19 protein-coding genes and 2 pseudogenes are annotated in these 18,413 nt (G+C 70.9%); 11 read left to right on the plus strand and 10 right to left on the minus strand.

The window, feature by feature from the left end; genetic code table 11:
• The first annotated feature begins 53 nt into the window (after window positions 1-53).
• Both QC283_RS33805 and QC283_RS33810 read left to right on the plus strand, forming a co-directional pair.
• A complete protein-coding gene (locus tag QC283_RS33805; protein ID WP_279565580.1) occupies window positions 54-962 on the plus strand; it encodes a LysR family transcriptional regulator in 909 nt (302 codons plus the stop codon).
• A 476-nt stretch (window positions 963-1,438) separates the two neighbouring features.
• A complete protein-coding gene (locus QC283_RS33810; protein ID WP_279565581.1) occupies window positions 1,439-1,993 on the plus strand; it encodes a GrpB family protein in 555 nt (184 codons plus the stop codon).
• A 76-nt stretch (window positions 1,994-2,069) separates the two neighbouring features.
• Here the strand turns inward: QC283_RS33810 and QC283_RS33815 are convergent.
• Window positions 2,070-2,177 (minus strand): annotated as a pseudogene (locus QC283_RS33815) (pirin family protein); the annotation flags it as partial.
• 145 nt (window positions 2,178-2,322) lie between these two features.
• Complete coding sequence (locus QC283_RS33820) at window positions 2,323-3,249, minus strand: DUF1963 domain-containing protein (protein WP_279565582.1); 927 nt, start codon at window positions 3,247-3,249, stop codon at window positions 2,323-2,325.
• Window positions 3,250-3,547: 298 nt separating this feature from the next.
• Here QC283_RS33820 and QC283_RS33825 point away from each other — a divergent pair, with 298 nt between their 5' ends.
• On the plus strand, window positions 3,548-4,033 hold the full coding sequence (locus QC283_RS33825) for a hypothetical protein (protein ID WP_279565583.1): 486 nt from the start codon (window positions 3,548-3,550) through the stop codon (window positions 4,031-4,033).
• Between the two features lie 20 nt (window positions 4,034-4,053).
• Here QC283_RS33825 and QC283_RS39695 read toward each other — a convergent pair.
• Both QC283_RS39695 and QC283_RS33830 read right to left on the minus strand, forming a co-directional pair.
• Window positions 4,054-4,242, minus strand: a pseudogene (locus tag QC283_RS39695) (transposase); the annotation flags it as partial.
• Window positions 4,243-4,483: 241 nt separating this feature from the next.
• Complete coding sequence (locus QC283_RS33830) at window positions 4,484-5,194, minus strand: HAD family hydrolase (RefSeq protein ID WP_279565584.1); 711 nt, start codon at window positions 5,192-5,194, stop codon at window positions 4,484-4,486.
• Window positions 5,195-5,589: 395 nt separating this feature from the next.
• On the opposite strand from QC283_RS33830, the gene QC283_RS33835 reads away from it, so the two are divergent.
• Window positions 5,590-6,249, plus strand: a complete 660-nt coding sequence (locus QC283_RS33835) for a ScbR family autoregulator-binding transcription factor (RefSeq protein WP_279565585.1) — start codon at window positions 5,590-5,592, stop codon at window positions 6,247-6,249.
• Between the two features lie 251 nt (window positions 6,250-6,500).
• Here QC283_RS33835 and QC283_RS33845 read toward each other — a convergent pair whose 3' ends face one another.
• Window positions 6,501-7,466, minus strand: a complete 966-nt coding sequence (locus QC283_RS33845) for a pirin family protein (RefSeq protein WP_279565586.1) — start codon at window positions 7,464-7,466, stop codon at window positions 6,501-6,503.
• Window positions 7,467-7,630: 164 nt separating this feature from the next.
• On the opposite strand from QC283_RS33845, the gene QC283_RS33850 reads away from it, so the two are divergent.
• On the plus strand, window positions 7,631-7,978 hold the full coding sequence (locus QC283_RS33850; RefSeq protein WP_279565587.1) for a tetratricopeptide repeat protein: 348 nt from the start codon (window positions 7,631-7,633) through the stop codon (window positions 7,976-7,978).
• Between the two features lie 77 nt (window positions 7,979-8,055).
• Here the strand turns inward: QC283_RS33850 and QC283_RS33855 are convergent, their stop codons facing one another.
• Complete coding sequence (locus QC283_RS33855) at window positions 8,056-9,483, minus strand: PepSY-associated TM helix domain-containing protein (protein ID WP_279565588.1); 1,428 nt, start codon at window positions 9,481-9,483, stop codon at window positions 8,056-8,058.
• Between the two features lie 142 nt (window positions 9,484-9,625).
• Here QC283_RS33855 and QC283_RS33860 point away from each other — a divergent pair, with 142 nt between their 5' ends.
• Window positions 9,626-10,300, plus strand: coding sequence for a peptide deformylase (locus QC283_RS33860; RefSeq protein WP_279565589.1), 675 nt, complete (start codon window positions 9,626-9,628; stop codon window positions 10,298-10,300).
• Window positions 10,301-10,421: 121 nt separating this feature from the next.
• Here QC283_RS33860 and QC283_RS33865 read toward each other — a convergent pair whose 3' ends face one another.
• Window positions 10,422-11,858, minus strand: coding sequence for a dihydrolipoyl dehydrogenase family protein (locus QC283_RS33865; protein WP_279565590.1), 1,437 nt, complete (start codon window positions 11,856-11,858; stop codon window positions 10,422-10,424).
• 120 nt (window positions 11,859-11,978) lie between these two features.
• Between QC283_RS33865 and trxA the strand changes: the two genes are divergently transcribed.
• On the plus strand, window positions 11,979-12,368 hold the full coding sequence (trxA, locus tag QC283_RS33870; protein WP_279565591.1) for a thioredoxin: 390 nt from the start codon (window positions 11,979-11,981) through the stop codon (window positions 12,366-12,368).
• A gap of 79 nt (window positions 12,369-12,447) precedes the next feature.
• Here the strand turns inward: trxA and QC283_RS33875 are convergent, their stop codons facing one another.
• Window positions 12,448-13,482, minus strand: a complete 1,035-nt coding sequence (locus tag QC283_RS33875) for a LacI family DNA-binding transcriptional regulator (protein ID WP_279565592.1) — start codon at window positions 13,480-13,482, stop codon at window positions 12,448-12,450.
• A 107-nt stretch (window positions 13,483-13,589) separates the two neighbouring features.
• A complete protein-coding gene (locus QC283_RS33880; RefSeq protein ID WP_279565593.1) occupies window positions 13,590-14,273 on the minus strand; it encodes a TetR/AcrR family transcriptional regulator in 684 nt (227 codons plus the stop codon).
• Between the two features lie 146 nt (window positions 14,274-14,419).
• Between QC283_RS33880 and QC283_RS33885 the strand changes: the two genes are divergently transcribed.
• From QC283_RS33885 to QC283_RS33895, 3 genes are all read left to right on the plus strand, one after another.
• Window positions 14,420-14,983: an NAD(P)H-dependent oxidoreductase gene (locus QC283_RS33885; RefSeq protein ID WP_279565594.1), complete on the plus strand. Its 564-nt coding sequence runs from the start codon at window positions 14,420-14,422 to the stop codon at window positions 14,981-14,983.
• A gap of 230 nt (window positions 14,984-15,213) precedes the next feature.
• A complete protein-coding gene (locus QC283_RS33890) occupies window positions 15,214-15,417 on the plus strand; it encodes a hypothetical protein (protein ID WP_279565595.1) in 204 nt (67 codons plus the stop codon).
• Window positions 15,418-15,530: 113 nt separating this feature from the next.
• On the plus strand, window positions 15,531-15,893 hold the full coding sequence (locus tag QC283_RS33895) for a hypothetical protein (protein ID WP_279565596.1): 363 nt from the start codon (window positions 15,531-15,533) through the stop codon (window positions 15,891-15,893).
• 7 nt (window positions 15,894-15,900) lie between these two features.
• Here QC283_RS33895 and QC283_RS33900 read toward each other — a convergent pair whose 3' ends face one another.
• Window positions 15,901-16,872 (minus strand): TerC family protein, encoded by a 972-nt coding sequence (locus QC283_RS33900; protein ID WP_279565597.1) that lies wholly within the window; start codon window positions 16,870-16,872, stop codon window positions 15,901-15,903.
• A 150-nt stretch (window positions 16,873-17,022) separates the two neighbouring features.
• Here QC283_RS33900 and QC283_RS33905 point away from each other — a divergent pair, with 150 nt between their 5' ends.
• The gene (locus QC283_RS33905; protein ID WP_279565598.1) at window positions 17,023-18,300 is read left to right on the plus strand and encodes a polysaccharide pyruvyl transferase family protein; all 1,278 of its coding nucleotides are present in this window, start codon (window positions 17,023-17,025) and stop codon (window positions 18,298-18,300) included.
• Window positions 18,301-18,413: the final 113 nt, after the last annotated feature.

The following is an 18,413-nucleotide window of genomic DNA, read 5'->3' on the forward strand; positions in this document are numbered from 1 at the left end:
CTATCGTCATCAGCGGAAGTCCTGGCTTACTGGGTACGTATTAAGGAAAACTGTTGATCGATGTGCAGCGGCTCCGCGTCCTGCGGGCGGTGGCGGAGCACGGCAGCTTCAACCAGGCGGCCGCGGCTCTCCGCCTCACCCCCTCGGCCGTATCCCAGCAGGTGGCTGCCCTGGAACGCGGCCTCGGTGCCCAGGTCGTCGCGCGCAGCACCCGAGGCGTCACACTCACACAGGCCGGCCAGATCATGGTCGGCGCCGCCGAATCCGTCGCCGCGGAGCTCGAACACGCACAACAGCGGATCGCCGAGCTCAGCACCGGCCGCACCCAGCTCACCGCCGCCACTTTCACCAGCGGCGGCAGGCTCTTGCTGCCCGCCGCTCTCACCCAGCTCATGGCAGCCCATCCCCGCACCGTTCTCCACGTCAGGGAGGGCGAGCCCGAGGACACCCTCCCACTCGTCCGTCAAGGTGCCGTGGACCTCGCCCTCGCCTACCACTTCGACGGCCCGCTCCCCGTCGGGCCGGGCGCCGGCGCCGGCCTGGAGTGGACGCCGCTCCTGGAGGACCCCCTGCACGTCGTGCTGCCGCAGGGGCACCGACTCGCCGACCACGACGCGCTGGACCTCGCCGCTCTGGCGGCCGAACCCTGGGTGCTCGGCTGCCTGAAGACCGAGGCATACCTGCGCCGTTTCGCCGAGCGGGCCGGCTTCGATCCGGAGATCCGCGGCACCACCACCGACTACTTCTTCGCCCGCTCCCTCGTCGCCGCGGGCATGGGCGTCTCCCTGATCCCCTCCATCGCACTCGCCCCCGAGGTCCCGGGGCTGAGCACCGTCCCGGTCAAGTCGCCGGGCCCGGTGCGGCACATCGGCGTCGCCACGCTCAACGGCCGTGACCGGCCCCACGTCGCGACGCTCATTCACGCCCTTCGCGAGCAGGCGGCGCGGCACACCGGGCATTGATCCGCCTCCCTGACGTGGGTACTTCTGGGACCACAGCGTCACCTTCGTCGCGGCGGACAACTCCCCAGAGCCGGTCGTCGCCGACTGAGTGGCAGCCGTGGACGTAGGTGACGCCGTGGGTGCGGCGGTACTCGGACGCCCGGAGGGCCTGGATGACCCAGTCGGCTTCGGCCTGGTATCTCAACTCGGCTGTGGTGGTGGGCCATCTCGCCGGTTCCGGTCCGGCCCCCTCCGATGAACGATCGTAGTGGCGAGAGCGGATCAGGCCGCGTTGGCGGCGCTGGGTCTCAGTGCGGACGAACTGACCGACATGGGCTCGGAGCGGGTCCTTGTCGGGGATCCCGGCGTACGAAAGGTCCTGAGGTTTGGCCGTATCCGCCAGCTCGGTACTCCCCGGCCTCTCCCGACGTCGCCTCGCGTGACCGGCGTGGTCGCTGGGCGGAAGTCGGTGGACATCGCAGCGTGCGTTGACCAGGATGACGGCCGTGTCAGAGCCCAGCGGCGTCCACGTGGCCGACTATGACCCGAGCTGGCCCCGGCGGGCCGCTATCGCTATCGATGCTCTCCGGGCAGCGACACCTGGGCTGTTCGTAGAGATCGAGCACATCGGGTCGACCGCTGTCCCGGGACTGGCGGCCAAGCCCGTCATCGACCTGATGGCCGCCGTCCACGACCTCACACACGCTGCGCCTCACCAGGCGGCGCTCACCGACCTCGGCTTCCACGCACACGACAACGGGATGACTGACCGGCTGCTGTACGTCCGCGCGGATAGCGGGGTTCGCAGCCATGTCCTGCACGTGGTGACCCTGGAGAGTTGGCCTACCCGGAACCAGAGGATATTCCGGGACCACCTGCGCGCCCACCCCGAGGACGCGATGCGATATGCACAGCTCAAGCGCGCAATCGTCGCTGCTGGTACGGGGCCGGGTGAGTATGCACGAGCCAAAACGGCGCTGGTACAGGAACTCACCGACCGTGCGCGCGCACAACTCGGTCTGCCATCTGTACCTGTGTGGGAGAAGCGGTGAGTCTTTGCCGATCTGGTTGGGGCGACTCCGGAGCGTGTACCACTCGCCAGCGACCGACCTCAGGCACTGCCGCAGGTCAACGGGCCCTTCCGCGAGGCTTCAGTGGTACAGCCGGTAGCTCGGGGGCGGGCAGTGGGGCGCCGTCGTAGCCCTTGACCTCCCCGAACCGGGAGCCTTCCATCCACGTGGGCGAGTGTGAGCAGGGCCTGACGGCCAGCGCTCGCGACAGCAAGAACCCTCCCGGCCCGTTCGTGACCATTGGCGCTGATGCCTGGACAGCCTGTTGTGAATAGCCTTCGTTTCCGGGGGTAGAGGTGCGTCGAACCTGTTCACGGGGCATCGAAAATGGTCACGGTTAGCGCCTTGTCCCACCGAGCGGCGGCCAGGTCGTCGTGGCGGATCATAAATTTCGTGTAGTGCTCCTCGTAGACCCGTGCTTCATTGGCGAGCGGTATCCATTCACTCGCCAGCCGGAGCGCGTCCTCGTCCAGATAGGACAACCCATGTCCCTTCGGGAGGGTCTTCGCCAAGATGCTGCCGACCGTCAACTCGTCATCGGCGTACCCGCCGATGACGAGGTAGGCGCCGGACGACCAGAGGCCGTATGCCAGAGACCGAAGTTCGTCCAGGTGCGGCAGTTCACGTTCCATGTACCGAGCCAACTGCTGCTGGAAGGGTGACATGTCGTCCCACTCGAGATCCTCCCAGAACTCGTGCCAGTCCTCGTCCTCGTCGCCCTCCTCAAGCCAAAGGGGTAGATCGGCTCTGAGTTCGGCGCAGACGTCGATCCGCTCGCCGACACACGCGGAGTTGGGAGGTTCCGCGACCGCGGTTTCGGTGCCGTCCGGCACATACAGGACTCGCGCGTACTGCCCCGGATCGGCCCGCCATCCGCCGAAGTCCATCTCTTGGTGAACGAAGAAGAGCAGCGTCCCGTCCGCCGGCAGGTCGAAGTCGTCGACCCTCGGCAGCGCCCCACAATCGACGGAGAGGAGCAACGGCAACGGAATGTCCCCGGCGGACGGCCATTTCATGCCCACCGGCAGCCGGGGCAACCCACCGATGTGTCCGACCGGAGGACCATCACCACGCCCGGACAATCCGATCGCCAAGCGAAGGTACTGGCTGAACCTGTTGATCTCGTCGTCCGGGATGCCCAACTCAAGCGCTGCCCGACGAAACTCTCCCTGATGATCCATGCCCGAGAAGATAGACTCCTTCCAATTCGACTGTGTCAGCGGGGCGTTGGTGAGCATGGGTGGTACGTGGTGGATCTGAGTGGTCGGTCACCTGGATCATCCCAGCCGGATCCGCCTCCAGGAAGCCGCGCAACTCCAAGGCGAGGCCGCATGTCCGTTCCGGGAGCGTGGTCAGTCCTGCCTTCGAAGTGCCACTCGTCGCCGGGGAATGGATGGTGCAGCCCATGTCCGTTGGGCATGGGCTCCCACATGCTTGGCTGAGATCGTCAGATCTCGTTCCAAGACACACCAGGTGCGGGGCATTTCGGGATCCTCGTGGGCTGCGCGCCGCGACAGGCGTGGCATCATCGCGCGGATGAGCCATGTGAACAACGCTGCCAGTTCCTCCGAAAGCGCCTGGATCTTCGGCCTGGAGGAGATCCCCGCCGTTGACGTGAGCGAGGACGGCACGATGCATCCTCCCGTCTTCGGCAGGGCTCTGATCAGGGCCCCCGAGGGCACGCCACAGGCTTTGCGATGGGCGGCGGAGGAATTCGTTGACCAGTGTGGGCCTGACTGGGCAGTCTCGTCTGTCCTTCTGCAATGGCTCAGGATCGAGGCCGGCGACGAGCTACTACTGGGCGTGGAAAGCTGTGCTTTGGAGCGCGTCTCCGACGATCAGATTCGCCTTCACGCAAACTACAACCAATGGGACGACCTGGTCGTCCCTATCTCAGCTGTTCGACGCATGCTGGCCGACATGGCGCACTTCATCGTCACGGAGGCCCGCCACCCACTGCCTGCCTGGAGGATCAGGCGACTGGGAGAGCGGGACTGGAGGCGCAGGCGCGACGCTGAGTAGGTCGGAATGCGCGACCTACTGGTCAAGCGGACGGCGAGGCGTTGGAAGCGGTGAAGCAGGGCGAAGGTCTGCTCGACGACATAGCGGAGTTTGCCCAGGTCTTTGATGTTGGGTGACCCCTTGCGGGAGATGACGGGCAGGATCCGGCGCTTGCGCAACGCGTCCCGGTTCGGGTCGGAGTCGTAGCCCTTGTCGCCGAGCAGGGCTTCGGGTCTGCGGCGGGGCCGGCCGGGGCGGCCCGCGACGGATGGGACGCCGTCACACGCCTACGCCCCAGATGCGGCACGCGTTCCGCATGGTTCTGAAGCCGGGGGCGGGGCTGTCAGGGCCACAAGGCCCGGACGTAGTTGCAAGTGCCCTCGTCCCTGCGGGACCGGTTATGCAGGCCGACGGCGTGGCCGATCCCATAAGTGACTTCCGCACTTTCCCTTGTTCAGAAAGCGTGGGCTGTCAGAGCCGGCGTGGCCCCCGCGGGCTGCCGAGCGCGTGGGCCCAGGCCAGCAGTTCGGGAACGTCCAGTGACGGTAACCACGCGTCGGCCCGGGTGGCGCCGTCGCCCTGCGGACGGGGACCGACGCCCAGGACCCGCAGGCTTGCCCGGCGGGCTGCTTCCACACCGGTCAGGGAGTCCTCCACCGCCAGCACCCGGTGCGGGGGGACACCACAGAGCCGGGCCGCCACGGCGTACACGTCGGGATGCGGCTTGGGGCGCACGCGGTCCCCGGTGTCGGGGACGACGAGGTGCTGGAAGTGCGCGAGCAGCCCGGCCCGTTGCAGGCTGCCTTCGACCACGACCCTCGGGCAGTTGCTGGCCACCGCCAGCGGCAGGCGGCCGGAGAGCATCCGTACGAGCCGGACCGCACCCGGCATCGTCACCGGTGCGTCGGTCACCAGGGCCAGGAAGTGGTCGAGGAGCGCGGCTGTCAGGTCCTCGGTCAGTTCGGGTTTGTGCACGGACTGGGCCATGAGCCGGCCGCAGTCCACGTAGTGCAGGCCGAGGGCCTGCTCCGCGAACCCGGGCGGTGGCTGAAGGCCGTGCTCCCGGAAGGCCCGGCTGCGAGCCTCCTGCCAGTGGCGTTCGCTGTCCATGAGGGTGCCGTCGCAGTCGAAGACGACGGCTTCGGGCGACCAGTCGAGCAGATCGTGGTCCGAGGTGGTCACTGGGGCCTCCCATGCTTTTGCATGCATGTGGCATTCCCGTCTCGACGGGAAACGGAAAGATAGTTTCCGCTACGTTATTTCCGTCCAGGCAAAACGGGCAATAACCCTTTTCGGTGACTCGATGGACGTCGGAGACAGACGTATCGCCCTACGGAGACCCACCTGACGCGGCCGTTGAGAATGGCAACGCCACGCCCCTGCCCACCGGTTGGCACGCACGCTTGACCGTGCAAGTCCCGGAGCGTCGCGCTCCCGATACCACTCGCACGCGTTCACATTCGAAAGAACTGTGTAATTTCCGCCCGAAAGTGCCCCTTTGGGCTCCGGGCGTACGCTGGCGCACTAAGTTCGTGGCTCGATACCCGACATCAAAACAGACGAGGGCGGACGGGACGTTGCAGGAACGGGCGAAGGCAACCCGCAGATCATTGCTGGAAGCGGCAGCCCAACTGTTCGCCGAACAGGGATACGCGGCCACCAGCGTCAACGACATAAGCGCGAGATCGGGCCGGACCAGCGGCGCGGTCTACTTCCACTACACCGGCAAGGAAGGAATCGCCGTGGCCGTCGTCGAGGACCGGTTCGCCACCTGGTCCCAGCTCGCGGCACGCTATGGAGACGACACCGTCCCCCCGCTCGAACGACTCGTCGCCCTCAGCTACGACATCGCCTACGCCCTCACCCGGGACCCCGTGACGCGCGCCGGTGCCCGTCTGTGGACCGAGCGCACCGTCATAGAAGCTCACGTCCCCGACCCTTTCGCGCTCTGGACCGCCGCCACCACGCGACTGCTTGCGCAGGCCCGGCTGGCCGGGCACGTCAACGAGAGCATCCGCCCCGCCCGCACGGCCCGCGCCTTGGTGCCCGCCTTCTTCGGCCTGTGCACTCTCACCGAGGCCCTCGAGGGCACGACCGTCCTCGACGACCGCCTGACCGACTGGTGGCACCTGATCCTCAGGGGTTTCGTCGGGGACTGTGACGTTCTTGCACGAGTGGAGGCTGGCTCACTCGCCGCCGGACGCCACGCCCCTGCCTCGGTGACGGCTAATGACTAGTGCTCTGAACGGGAAGGTTCGCCGGGTCGGCGATTGGGACGGTTGGATCGGCGGTGACGTCCGTTCCGACCGCTGGAGGTGTGGTGGCTGAGCCTGTGCGGGTGCGCAGACTGACCGATCAGGAGGGGCACGGCGCAGCGCAGTGGGCTCACAGCGGACCCAACCGCCCAGTGCGCGCGAGGATCCTGCAAGGGATGAGGCAGGACGACCGACCGACTGGCCGTCACCGGCCGGTCAGCCGTTCTCCCAGGTCAGCGAACCCTTCCGCGCGGCTTCAGCGGCACCAAAGGCAGCTCAGGGGCGGGCAGTGGGGCGCCGTCGTAGCCCTTGACCTCCCCGAACCGGGAGCCTTCCATCCAGTCCCGGCGCGCCTGCACGATCTCCTCCTGGGAGCGCCCGATCCAGTTCCAGAACATGAGCAGCTCCTCCTCGAACGGCTCCCCGCCCAGGAGCATCAGGCTCGCGTCCGAGTCGGCGCGCAGGCGGAGTTCGTCGCGGCCGCAGCCGAGGTAGAGCATCGACCCCGGTACCAGCGGCACGCCGTCGACGTGGGCCTCGCCGGCCATGGACAGGACGGCGTACTCGAAGTCCCGTTCCAGCGGGAGGCGTACGTCCGTGCCGTCCGTGAGGGTCAGGTCGGCGCCGACGACGGGGGTGTACGTCGTGCCGGGCGAGGTGGTGCCGTCGAGGGTGCCGAGGAGCAGGGTGGCCGTCAGGCCGGGCGCCGTGACATGAGGCAGTTCGGCGTGGAACTCGAAGTGCGGGTCGGTGTGGCGGTGGGCGTCCGGGAGAGCGACCCACAGCTGCGCGCCGTGCAGGTAGCGGGCGTGCGAGCGCGGGCTCTCCTCGGAGTGGCTGATCGCGTGGCCGGAGGTCATCAGGCCCAGCTGGCGTGGGCGGATGGTCTGCAGGCTGCCGGTGGAGTCGCGGTGCAGGACCTCGCCCTCGTGCAGCCAGCTGACCGTCTGCAGGCCCATGTGCGGATGCGGCGGCACCTGCATGCCGGGCTCGTCAGCGATGTCGTCGGGCCCGTAGTGATCGACGAAGCACCAGGCGCCGACCATGCGCCGGCCCAGGTTGGGCAGCAGTCGGCGGACCTCGGTGGACTCGCCGAGCTTGACGTGGCGAGGGCTGAGGAGTTCCCGCACCGGCTCCGCCACCACGAAGCCGCGGCCGCCGCACAGGCTGGGAACCGCGTCGCGGTCAAGGTTGCTCATGCCGCCCAACCTAGCGCCGGACGGCCCTCCGCGTCAGACCGCCCTCCGGCCGTCACCGTGGCCGGGCGGAAACACCCCCCGGTGGCGGAGTCCCGGTGGCGGAGTCCAGGTGGTGGAATGTTCAACCATATCGGGTGGTTGCAGTACTGCGAAGGAGGTCACGAGTGGACACGACGTACTACGGCCACGGAACGGCGGCGGAGCGCTGGGAGCGCGCGCGGATGTTCTTCGACGCCAAGGACTACGCCGCCGCGGCGCGGGTCCTGAACGGTCTGGTCAAGGAGGTGCCCGAGCAGACCGGACCGCGGCTGCTGCTGGCGCGCGCCTACTACCACTCGGCCCAACTGCGGCGCGCGGAGGCCGAGCTGCGGGTCGTCGTCGAGCGCGAGCCCGTCGAGCAGTATGCCCGGCTGATGCTGGGACGCACGCTCGAACGGCAGGGGCGGCAGGAGGAGGCCGACGCGCAGCTGCGGATCGCCGCCGCGTTGGCGGGGGACTTCGCCGACCACTGATCGGCGACGTGACGGTGGAGCGGTGAGTTCGGTGGAGCGGTGAGTGCGATGGCGTACTCACCGCTCCGCCGTACGACTCACCGTTCGGCCGTCGCACCGCCCGCGTACGTCCGCCGCCCCCGCCGGTGGGCGATCTCGCCGAGCACGACGTCGACCGCGACGAACACGGCCAGGGGGATACCGAGCAGCGGCACGAAGTAGCCGAGGACGGCGACGGCCGCCGCGAGCGGGACGAGGAGCGCCGGCGGCACCTGCTGCCAGGCGCCGCGTGGGATCGGGCGGCCGAAGGCCGAGCCCCGGCCGCGCTGCCACCACATGCGGTAGCCCCAGAGGATGAGCAGGATCAGGGAGGCCGCCAGCAGCATCAGGGCGATCTGGTTGGGCAGGCCGAACAGGCTGCCGGTGTGCAGGTCGATGCCCCAGCGGCTGAGCTTGGCGAGCACCGGGTAGTCGGCGAAGCGGAGCACGTCGGTCACCTCGCCGGTGGCCGGGTCGACGGCGACCGAGTCCTGTTTCTCGGGCCAGCTGCGCTGCACCTGCTTGACGACGTAGACGGAGGACGCGTCGGCGGGCGGGACGATCTCCACGGGGTCGCCCAGGCCCTCGGCGCGCGCGGCGGCAAGGACCTTGTCGAGCCCGACCCCGTGCCCGGCGTCCCCGCCGGCGCCGGCCGCCGCGCCGTGGCCCGCGTGCTCACCGCCTGCCGCGCCCGCCGCCGACGCCGACACGGACGGGGTGGTCTGGCCGAGCGAGACGCGCAGGTCCTCGATGTTCGCCCCGGCATACGTGGACCAGGTCAGTCCGGTGGCCGAGAGGAAGACGAACCCGGCCGCGGCCCAGGCACCGACCGTGCCGTGCAGGCCCAGGGTGCGGCGCCGGCCGTTGGTGCCGCGCAGCTTGCGCCTCGCCCTGCGGCGGGAGAACCACAGCACCAGGCCTCCGCCCGCGATCACCCACAGCCAGCTGGCGGCGAACTCGCTGTACAGGCGGCCCGGCTCACCGAGGTGCAGGTCGCGGTGGAACTCGTCGATCCAGGTGCGCAGCGGCAGCGCGCCGGTCGAGCCGTACTGTTCGAGGGCGCCGCGCACCTTCGCGGTGTACGGGTCGACGAAGACCGCGAGCGTGTGGTCCGGGTCGACGCCCTCGACGTCGGACAGCAGCACCCTGGTGGTGGCGTCCGCCTCGGGCGAGGGGCGTACGGCCGACACCGTGCCCTCGGGGTGGGCCTGCCGGGCCGCCGCGACCTGCTCGGAGACCGGCAGCTTGCTCTCGCCCACGTCGGGAACGGTCAGTTCGTGGGCGTAGACCATCTTCTCGGCCTGGAACGAGGCCGCGTAGAGGAAGCCGGTGGCCGCCGCGACCAGCAGGAAGGGGGCCACGAACAGCCCGGCGTAGAAGTGCAGGCGCAGGACGAGCGGGCGCAGCGTGGACCATCTGCGGGGTGGGGGCGGCGGGGTGGCCGGCCCTGGGGCCCCGTCCGTGGGGGCTGCGGAGGTGGTGGTCATCGGTGGGCGCTCCGGGGACGTCGTGGGGGGGCGGGGTGCTCCCAGTGGTCGGGGCGGGGGCGCGCCGGGTTCCCGGCCGTTCGAGTGGCGTGCGTCACATCGGCGGTGTGGTGGGTGGTGTGCGCCGTGGCATCCTGGCGCGATGGGAACTCCAAGTGATCGCGCACCTCTTGCCGAACGGGTCGAGGAACTGCTCGCCGTCGGCGGCCCGTTGCCGATCGTCGCGGCCGGCGATCCGGTGCTGCGTCGCGTGGCTGAGCCCTTCGACGGGCAGTTGGAGTCGTCGCTGCTGGCGCGTTTCACCGAGGCGCTGCGCCTCACCATGCACGCGGCGCCGGGTGTCGGACTGGCCGCGCCGCAGGTGGGGGTCGGGCTGAGGATCGCGGTCATCGAGGACCCGGCGCCGGTGCCGGACGAGGTGCGGGTGGCGCGGGGGCGGGTGCCGCAGCCGTTCCGGGTGCTGGTCAACCCGTCGTACGAGCCCGTCGGCGCCGCCCGCGCCGCGTTCTACGAGGGCTGTCTGAGCGTGCCGGGCTGGCAGGCGGTGGTGGCGCGGCACGCCGAGGTGCGGCTGCTGGCGCGGGACGAGCACGGGCGGGCCGTGGACGAGGTGTTCGCGGGCTGGCCCGCCCGGATCGTGCAGCACGAGACGGACCATCTCGACGGCATGCTGTATCTGGACCGGGCCGAGCCGCGGTCGCTGGCGTCGAACCGGGCGATGGTGGAGTTGTGGGGGCAGGCGACACCGGAGCGGGCGGCGGCGGCGCTGGGGTTCGGGCTGCCGGAATCGGCGGGATCGGCGGGATCGGCGGTCTGAACGGCCGCGGGGGGCGCGGGGACGCAGCCAGGCGTTAGGGGGTGCCGCTGCGGCCGCCCGTGCCGCCCCAGCGACACGACCGTCCGCAACGGCGGCGGCACCGGCTGCGCGGTGTGTCCCGTCAGTTGTCCCGGTACGACTCCAGCAGCCGCAACCACACCTCGCTGATCGTCGGGTACGACGGGACCGCGTGCCACAGGCGGCTGATCGGGACCTGGCCGGCGACGGCGACGGTCGCGGAGTGGATCATCTCGCCGACTCCGGGGCCGACGAAGGTGACACCGCGGACGATCTCGTCCTCCAGGTCGACGACCATGCGGGCGCGCCCCTTGTAACCGTCGCCGTACAGGCTCGCGCCGGCCACCGTCGCGAGGTCGACGTCGACGGCGCGGACGCGGTGGCCGGCCTGCTCGGCCTCGGCCAGGGTCAGGCCGACGGACGCCGCCTCGGGATCGGTGAACACCACCTGGGGGACGGCGTCGTGGTCGGCGGTCGCGGCGTGCGCGCCCCACGGGCCGGAGTCCAGCTCCGGCACGCCGGAGGCACGGGCGGCGATGGCGGCGCCCGCGACGCGTGCCTGGTACTTGCCCTGGTGGGTAAGGAGGGCACGGTGGTTGACGTCGCCGACGGCGTAGAGCCAGTCGTGACCCTCGACCCGGAGGCTGTCGTCGACGGTGAGCCAGGAGCCGGGTTCCAGTCCCACGGTGTCCAGACCGATGTCGTCGGTGCGGGGAACGCGGCCGGTGGCGAAGAGGATCTCGTCGGCCTCGACGCGGTCGCCGGTGTCGGTGACGGCGACGACGGTGCCGCCCTCCCGGGTCACGGACTCGACGGAGGTGCCGGTGCGGAGGTCGACGCCGGCGTCGGTGAGCGCCTCGGCGACCAGTTCGCCGGCGAACGGCTCCATACGGGTGAGCAGGCCGCCGTCACCACGCACCAGGAGGGTCACCCGGGAGCCGAGGGCCTGCCAGGCGGTGGCCATCTCGACGGCGACGACTCCGCCGCCGACCACGATCAGCCGGCCGGGCGCGCTCTTGGCGCTGGTGGCCTCGCGGCTGGTCCAGGGGCGTACCTCGGCGAGTCCGGGCAGACCGGGCAGGGCGGCGCCGCTGCCGGTGCAGACGGCGACGGCGTGCCGGGCGGTCAGCACCCGGCGGGTGCCGTCGGGCGCGGCCACCTCGACCGTGCGCGGCCCGGCGAGCCGTCCCTGCCCCCGGTACAGGTCGACCTCGATGCCCTCCACCCACTGGACCTGGCCGTCGTCCTTCCAGTGGGAGGTGAACTCGTCGCGGCGGGCGAGGACCGCCGCCGCGTCGAGCGGGTCCCCCGCCGACCGGCTCAGACCGGGCAGGCGGCGGGCGTCCGCGCGGGCGAGGACCGGGCGCAGCAGGGCCTTGCTGGGCATGCACGCCCAGTAGGAGCATTCACCGCCGACCAGTTCGCTCTCCACGATCGCGGTGGACAGCCCGGCCGCGCGGGTGCGGTCGGCGACGTTCTCCCCCACGGGGCCCGCGCCGATCACGACGACGTCGTACGCGATGGAATCCGATTGCGTCATGGGGTCAGTCTGGTGGGTGGTGTGCGACGTGGCCACATGGGTACGTGCGCGGAATACCCACCAGGTCGGCAGTGTTGTGCCGACGGCCTCGCACCCGTAACCAGGAAGAGTGATCACCTCATGACCAGCACCGTGGAACTCACCAAGGAGAACTTCGACCAGACGGTCACGGACAACGAGTTCGTCCTGATCGACTTCTGGGCGTCGTGGTGCGGTCCGTGCCGTCAGTTCGCCCCGGTGTACGAGAAGGCGGCCGAGGCCAACCCCGACCTCGTGTTCGGCAAGGTGGACACCGAGGCGCAGCAGGAGCTCGCGCAGGCCTTCGGCATCCAGTCGATTCCGACGCTGATGATCGTCCGGGACCAGGTGGCCGTGTTCGCGCAGCCGGGCGCGCTGCCCGAGGAGGCCCTGACGGACGTCATCGACCAGGCCCGGAAGCTCGACATGGACGAGGTTCGCAAGTCGGTCGCCGAGCAGCAGGCGCAGGCCGAGGGGCAGGGCGGCCAGTAGCAGACAGGACGGCCCGTAGCAGACAGGACGGCCCTAGCGGGCAGGACTCCAGGAGCGGCGGAGCGGAGCCGGCCGCCGGTCAGCTCGACTCGCGGTGCACCACCGCCGCGCCCAGCACCTTGTGGCGCTCGGGCGCGGCGGCGGGGTCGTGGACCGCGCGGTCGACGAGGGCGGCCAGGTCGCGGCCGGAGGGCAGTTCCAGGTGGACGGTGCTCAGCCGGGGCCGCAGCAGGCGCCCCAGCATCAGGTCGTCGGCGCCGATCACGGCGGCGTCGCCGGGGATGTCGAGGCCCTCGTCCTGCAGGGCCCGCATCAGCAGCATCGCGTACTCGTCGTTGTACGCGTACACGGCGTCGAGACCGAGTGAGCGCCAGCGGCCGGCCAGCCGGGCGGCGTCCCGCTCCTCGTAGGCGAGGGGCAGCTCGGTGACGGTGGCGTCGGTGTCGCCCACGGCGCGGCGGGCGCCGGCCAGGCGCGGCGCCGAGAAGACCTCCAGCCCGTCCTCCGCCGGCACGACGACGCCGATCCCGCGGCGCCCGCGGTCGTAGAGGTGACGGGCGGCACTGTGACCGACGGTCTCGTGGTCCATGAGCAGGGCGTGCGCTCCCTCGACGGCGTCGGGGCCGAGGGTGACGACCGCGCGGGCGCCCGAGCGTTTGAGGACCTCCACGCCACGCGGGCCGAGACCCGCTCCGGGGACGAGGACGGCCACCGGACGCAGTTCGGCCCAGGCGCGGGCGGCCTCGTCGTCGTACAGGCCGACGGTGCCGTACTGGACGACGGTGTAGTCGAGGCGGCCGAGGGCCCCCTGGAGTTCGTCGAGGAACCGGCGGTAGAGCGGGCCGGCGGGGAAGGACGGCGCGGGCATCAGGACCGTGCGGCTGTGCCCGGCGCGCAGGGAGCGGGCCGCGGCGTGCGGGACGTATCCGAGCTCCCTGGCGGCCTCGTGGACGCGGCGGCGGGTGGGCTCGCTGATCCGGACGGCGCTGGTGTTGTTGAGGACGTAGGAGACGGTCGCGCGCGAGACGCCGGCCAGGCGGGCCACATCGGCACTCGTGGGGACGGAGCGCGGTGCGAGGGCCTTGGGGGCGGGCGGTTTCGGTATCTGCACCATGACGTACGGCATCCTGGCAGAAGCCGGGTGCGGTGCGGCGGGCGGGGCCGAGCCGTCCGGACCGGACGAAATCCCACCCGGCGACACGTGGGCACGGTGGCCCCGGGTCAGGCCGGGTGCTCGGTGCGGGTCACCCGTGCGACCAGGTCCATCCAGCCCGCCCGCAGCCGCGCCGGAGGCACCCCGCACTGCTCGGTGAGGTGGTGGACCAGGGCGGCGTCGAGGTACGCCATCAGCGTGTGGGAGAGGAGCTCACTGTCCCCGTCCGGGGCCGCCTGGCGCAGCAGCAGGGCGACGTGACCGCGCTGGAAGCGGCGCGGTGCGGAGGTGTAGCGGCGTTCCGCGCTCGGCTCGGCGGCCAGTTGCAGCTCCAGTTCGTCGATGGAGCGGCGCAGCATCGCGCAGCCGAAGGCGCGCAGCCGCTCGACGGGCGGCGCTCCGGGCCCCAGCGGCGGCGGGCCGCCGAGGAGCGCGGCCTGGAACTTCTTCTCGGAGTGGTCGAGGAGCGCCATGAGCAGGCCGGTGCGGTCGCCGAAGCGGCGGAAGACCGTGCCCTTGCCCACCGAGGCCGCCGCGGCCACCGCCTCCATCGTGACGCCGGCCGCGCCGTGCTCGGCGACCAGCCGGGCCGCGGCCTCCAGCAGCCGGGCCCGGTTGCGCGCGGCGTCGGCACGCAGGCAGGGCTCGTCCCCGTCGACCCCTGTGCCCTCGGGCCCCGTGCCGAGTTGCAGCAAGTCGGGCGGGTCGACGGGCTCCTGGGGCTTCGGGAAGGGCGGCAGGGCGGCGGGCATGAAGCCAGCGTAAAGCATCGGGAAGAAAACTGGACCGCGGTCCGTTTGGGATGTTAGAAATTAAACGGACCCCGGTCCGGATCCTTTACGGCAGTGTTTCAGCAGCGTCTGCCCCGGCAGCGTCTGCTCCATCAGTGGGAGTACTCATGTCTGTCCGCATCCTTGCGCTCGTCGGCAGCCTTCGCGCCGGTTCGCACAACCGCCAGCTCGCCGAGGCGGCCGCCAAGTTCGCGCCGGAGGGCGCCGAGGTGCAGCTGTTCGAGGGGCTGGCCGACATCCCCTTCTACAACGAGGACATCGACGTGGAGGGCGGCGTCCCGGCCGCCGCCGCGAAGCTGCGCGAGGCCGCCCAGGCCGCCGACGCCTTCCTGTTCTTCTCGCCGGAGTACAACGGCACCATGCCGGCCGTCCTGAAGAACGCCATCGACTGGCTGTCCCGTCCGTTCGGCGCCGGCGCCCTCACCGCCAAGCCCGCCGCCGTGGTCGGCACCGCCTTCGGCCAGTACGGCGGCGTGTGGGCGCAGGACGACACCCGTAAGGCCGTGGGCATCGCCGGCGGCAAGGTGATCGAGGACCTCAAGCTGTCCATCCCGGGTTCGGTCACCCGTTTCGCCGAGACCCACCCGGCCGACGACGCCGAGGTCGCCGCCCAGCTGACCGAGGTCGTCGCCCGGCTGCACGGCCACGCCGACGAGGCCGTCGCCGCCTGACCCTCACCCCAGCGCGTACGGGACCGGAGCTCCGCCGAGCTCCGGTCCCGACGTGTGTGCCGGGGTGGGCCGAGGAGTCGATCTGGACGTCCACGGGGGTGTGGCCGCACCCTGTCTGTGTCGCGACGGTCCGATCAAGCGCCACACGTCGGCCTTGCGCCCCATCGGTCTTCCGACGCGCCGTCCTTCCGGCGCACCACCGACACACCACCGACGCACGAGGAGTCGCCATGCCCAGCACGACCGGTGTCGTCTGCCCGCACTGCGGGTGGCCCGACGGTGCCGAGCCCTACGAGGTACTGTCCGCGCACTCCACGGCGGCGGGCGGCACCCTGTGGACCCGGTGCGCCTGCGGTTCGCTGCAGGCCCGTGTCGTCGACGACCACGGCACCCGCGTCGTCTCGCGCGGCAAGCCCTCCCCGGCGGGTTGCTGAGGGGCGGCCGGCCGGGCGCGGCGGCACCCTCACACCTGTGAGGTTCACGCCGGAGCCTTCGTCTCCTTGACTGGTCGCGCAACCGAAAGACGCACGACCTCACGGGGGTACCGATGAACCGCGGGAAGAACATCGTCACGGCCGCACTGGCCGCCACCGTCTCGGCCCTGGCCCTCACGGCGGCCGGCTTCGCCGCTCCGGCGCAGGCCACGCCTTCCGGAACGGCAGCGGCAGCGGCAGCGGCCGGTGTGGACTGCGACGGCTGGGTGCACAACAACAACCCCGACCACGGCATCGCCGGCTGCAGCAACGACACCGGCCGCACCATCACCTTCCGCGCCGAGATCGTCTGCGGCCGGGCACCGGACGTCTCGGGCCAGTGGGTGACGCTGGCGCCCGGACAGTACGGCGAGTCCTCGGGCGTCTGCGCCTTCTACAGCTCGGGGGTCGGCCGCGTGGGCTGGACCATCCAGTAGCCCTGTGTCAGCCGTTCCGGTCCCCCTCCCGCCGCTGCTCCTGCTTCCTCGCGGCCCACAGGCTCGTCGCCGTGGTGACCGCGAGGACGAGCACGATGAAGCCGAGTGAGAAGGGGATCCCGATCTCCGGGACGTGGACCCCGGACTCGTGCAGGGCGTGCAGCACCAGTTTGACGCCGATGAAGCCCAGGATCACCGACAGGCCGTACGAGAGGTGCACCAGCTTCCTCAGCAGGCCGCCGATGAGGAAGTACAGCTGGCGCAGGCCCATCAGCGCGAACGCGTTGGCCGTGAACACGATGTACGGGTCCTGGGTCAGGCCGTAGATGGCGGGGATCGAGTCCAGGGCGAACAGGACGTCGGTGGAGCCGATCGCGAGCATCACGACCAGCATCGGGGTCATGACCCGCCTGCCGTTCTCCTCGATCCACAGCTTGGTGCCGTGATACCGGTCGGCGACGCCGAAGCGGCGCTCGATCGTCTTCAGCAGCTTGTTCTCCTCGTACTCCTCGTCGTGCCCGCCCTTGCGGGCGTCCTGGACGAGCTTCCAGGCGGTCCAGATCAGGAAGGCGCCGAAGACGTAGAAGACCCAGGAGAAGGCGGAGATGATCGCCGCGCCGGCCGCGATGAACCCGGCGCGCAGCACCAGGGCGACGATGACGCCGACCATGAGCACCCGCTGCTGGTACTGCGAGGGCACCGCGAACTTGGCCATGATCAGGACGAAGACGAAGAGGTTGTCGACGCTGAGCGACTTCTCGGTGATGTAGCCGGCGAAGAACTCGCCGGCGGGTCCGCCACCCCCGAACACCAGGAGCCCCACGCCGAACAGGCAGGCCAGAACCACCCAGACGGCCGTCCAGATACCGGCTTCCCTGATCGACACGTCGTGCGGCTTGCGGCCGATGAAGAAGTCGGCGGCGACCAGGACGCACAGGCCCGCGACGGTCAGCAGCCAGACGCTGAGGGAGACGTTCACCGGTGCTCCTGGGGGCGGCGGAAGGACGGGACCGCGTACGAGTTCTTGGTCAGGGTGTTTCCACGGAGCGGCGCAGGCAACCCGGCAGCGTGCGCGGTCTGCGCACCCAGGCCGGCGGGCCGGCCGACTCCGACGTGACAGGAGCCCCGGATGACCACTGCCCCCTCGCATCCGCCCTCCGCCCGCCCGGGCCCGCGCATCGGCGTACTCGGTTCCTACGGCGGTTTCAACACCGGCGACGAGGCGATCCTGACGTGTGTGCTGAGCTGCCTGCGCGCTCAGCGGCCCGACGCGCACCTGGTCGTCCTGAGCCGGAACGCGGAGCACACCCGTACCCATCACCCCGACGCCGACGAGGTGGTGCCCTGGGAGGGCGTCAGCCGCAACCACGTCCTCGACGTGCTGCCCGGCCTGGACCTCCTGGTGCTGGGCGGCGGCGGCATCCTCTACGACGGCGAGGCGCGGCGCTATCTGCGGCTGGTGCGCGCCGCGCAGACCCGGAACGTGCCCACCTTCGCCTACGCCGTCGGGGCGGGGCCGCTGACGGACGCCGAGGACCGGGACGCGGTGCGCACCGTGCTGGCGGACATGGACGACGTCGTGGTGCGGGACGAGGAGTCCCGGCTGGTGCTGGAGGAGGTCGGCCTGGAACGCGAGGTCGCGGTCACCGCCGACCCGGCCCTGCTGCTCGGGCCCGAACCCTTCACCGAGGCCATGATGCGCGACGAGGGCATCCCCTCCGGTGCCCGGCTGGTGGGCATGTCGGTGCGCGAACCGGGCCGGGCCGCCGAGAAGCTCGACGAGGGCGACTACCACGCGCTGCTCGCCGACGTCGCGGACTTCCTCGTGCGTCGGCTGGACGCGCATGTCGTGTTCCTGCCGATGGAGCGGCACGACGTACGGCACGCGCACGCCGTGCTGTCCCACATGACGGCGCCGGACAAGGGCCGGATCCTGCACGGTGACTACAGCCCGGGGCAGGTGCTCGGCTTCATGCGCCATCTGGACGTGGCGGTCGGCATGCGGCTGCACTTCGTGATCTTCGCTGCGCTCACCGGCGTGCCGGTGCTGCCGCTGCCCTACTCCGGCAAGGTCTTCGACTTCGCGCGCCGACTGGGCGCCCCGGCGCTGGTGGGCGTGGCACGGGAGCAGGCCGGACTGCTGCTCGCGGAGGTGGACCGGCTGTGGGACGAGTATCCGCAGCGCCGGGAGGACCTCCGGTCCCGGATGCGGGAGCTGTCCGTGGCGGCCCGGGAGACCTGCGTGCGCTGCGGGTCGCTGCTGGACGAGATCGGTGAGGCCGCCGAGGCCGGTGGGCACGGCGAGGAGGGTGGGGCCGGTGAGGCCGGCAAGATCGGCGCCGGAACGCGGGGGCGGGCGGCCGGACACGAGCAGTGCGTCTCCGAGCCGCGGCCGTTGCACGCCTGACCCCCGACCGCCCGACCGGATCCGACCGTCTGACCCCCGACCGGGTCCGACCGTCTGGCCCTCTGACCGCCAGACCGCCCGACCGTCCGACCGCCCGACCGCCCAGGAGCCCC

This window comes from Streptomyces sp. DH41, from assembly GCF_029813785.1.
Lineage (GTDB): Bacteria > Actinomycetota > Actinomycetes > Streptomycetales > Streptomycetaceae > Streptomyces.